This is a genomic window from Acinetobacter rongchengensis (assembly GCF_003611475.1).
GTDB lineage: Bacteria > Pseudomonadota > Gammaproteobacteria > Pseudomonadales > Moraxellaceae > Acinetobacter > Acinetobacter rongchengensis.
This window is the reverse complement of the sequence record NZ_RAXT01000121.1, coordinates 1-2,332: the sequence shown is the minus strand read 5'-3', so window position 1 is coordinate 2,332 and position 2,332 is coordinate 1. Positions and strand designations below refer to the sequence as shown.

General features: G+C 37.3%; 1 protein-coding gene. It reads left to right on the top strand.

The genetic code is table 11. The annotated features are described in order from the left end of the window. Positions 1 to 21: 21 nt before the first annotated feature. Positions 22 to 1,977 (top strand): alkyl/aryl-sulfatase, encoded by a 1,956-nt coding sequence (locus tag D7V20_RS18875; RefSeq protein ID WP_120385373.1) that lies wholly within the window; start codon positions 22 to 24, stop codon positions 1,975 to 1,977. Positions 1,978 to 2,332: the final 355 nt, after the last annotated feature.

Here is a 2,332-nt window from a genome sequence, read left to right as displayed (position 1 = left end):
ATTTTGAAAAAAGGAATGACAATGAAAATTAAATTTTTAACAGTCTCATTGATGTTTATTTTGCCATTTTCTGTTTTGGCAGCAAATGGGCAAGTCGAAAAAGCGGTCATTGAATCAAATAATGCGTATAAAACGAAATATAATTTAGACGATATGACTGAGTTTAATCATGCGCAAAAAGGTTTTATTGCTAAGCCAACCGGTCAAATTAAAAGTGAGAAAGGCAATGTGATCTGGGATTTTGATGCATTTAATTTTTTAAATGATCCAGCACCAAATACCGTTAATCCCACTCTATGGCGACAAGCAAAATTAAACAACAATGTTGGGCTATTTAAAGTAACAGATCGAGTTTGGCAAATTCGTGGTTTTGATTTGGCAAATATGACCATCATTCAGGGTGATACTGGCTGGATTATTGTGGATACATTAACCTCTAAAGAAACGGCTGAAGCAGCACTTAAATTTGCTAGACAGCATTTAGGTGAGCAAAAAATTTCAGCCATTATCTTTACCCATAGCCATATCGATCATTTTGGTGGTGCATTAGGCGTTCTTTCTAGCGAAGAAATTAACGCTAGAAAAACTCCAATTATTGCGCCAAAAGGCTTTATGGAAGAAGCGACCAGTGAAAATGTGATGGCAGGTTCAGCCATGATACGTCGTGCGACTTATATGTATGGAACTTTTCTACCTAAAAATGCGGAAGGATTGGTGGATACAGGTTTAGGTAAGGCTGTTGCTGTGGGAAAAATGGGCATCCTTGAGCCTACACAACTGATCACTCAACCAGAACAGAAAATGACGGTTGATGGCTTGGATTTTGTGTTTTATAACGTGCCGGGTTCAGAAGCACCAGCAGAATTAACGTTCTCTATCCCATCATTGAAACTTTATAACGGCGCAGAAATTCTATCTCATACCATGCATAATCTTTATACCCTTCGGGGTGCTAAAGTCCGTGATGCCTTAAAATGGGTGGGCTATCTAGACCAAGCAATGCAGCATGCCAAAGCATCCGATGTATTGATTGCACAGCATCATTGGCCTGTCTGGGGCAATGACAATATTCAAGATTTTATTAAAACCCAGCGAGATGTTTATAAGTTCACGCATGATCAGACGGTGAGATATATGAACTCTGGTTTTAATGGCGCTGAAATTGCCGAAAAAATTAAGCTTCCAGCGGCACTTGATCAAAAACTATATGCTCATGGCTATTATGGAACCCTAAAACATAATGTAAAAGCAGTATACCAATATTATATGGGATGGTTCGATGCCCATCCTTCCAATTTAGATCCATTACCCCCTAAAGCTGTTGCAAAAAAATATATTGAGTTAGCAGGTGGAGAGAACAATGCATTGAAAAATGCGCAGGATGCCTATGCTCAAGCTGACTATAGATGGGCTGCCGAGATTTTAAAACATATTGTGTTGAATAACCCTCAAAACCAACAAGCGAAAGACTTATTGGCAAATACTTATCGTCAATTGGGCTATGCTGCTGAGGCTTCGACTTGGCGTAATTTCTTTTTGGTGGGCGCTCAAGAGTTACAGAATAATGTACCACTACAAAATACCTCTGATCCGAGTGATTTATTGATTCACACGCCAACTGAAAGATTTCTTGAAGCCATGGCGACAAATTTAGATGTGGAAAATTTAAAAAATGAAAACCAGTGTATCAATCTGGTTTTGTCGGATACCCAAGAGAATTTTTCATTATGGGTTGAAAACTCAGTCATGCAGTTTAAACGTCATGATGACAGTAATGGTTTGGCATCGGATTGCCCAACATTAACCGTAACCAAGCCCTTATATCTAAAAATGATTACAGGTCAAATAGAAGGGGTAAAAGTCCTGCTTTCTAAAGACAGTAAAGTCAAAGGCAATCCATTGAAAATTGGAAAATTCTTTACAATGTTTAAACGTCCAGATTCAATTTTCCCAATTGTGACTCGACCAAATGGTTAGGGGGGAAATAACGAAACTTAAATGTGTAGGCTTAGATCAATAGCACAGAATAAAATGGGAGAACTTATAGACTCAGTTCTCCCATTTTTTATATCAGTATTAAAAAATATTTAGACATTTTAAGTAGGTCTATTTTCATTAGAGAATTTAAAAGAACAAGTCTCTTTATCAGCTAAAATATTATTTGGTATGACTGAACTAGGATTATATCCACATTGATGTATTCGGGAACTCGTATTAGCTTGAATTGTGAATTAGATAAGGCTCATCTATAATTAAATTCTTGCGTGTAGAAAATAGAGAAGTATGTCATCACAATCTCAAGTCGCTTCTACTCAGGTGACAAAAAGGCAAA

Bases quoted from the DNA above. Each gene is read 5' to 3' on its own strand.
- D7V20_RS18875 (WP_120385373.1), top strand. From the start codon at position 22: ATGAAAATTAAATTTTTAACAGTCTCATTGATGTTTATTTTGCCATTT.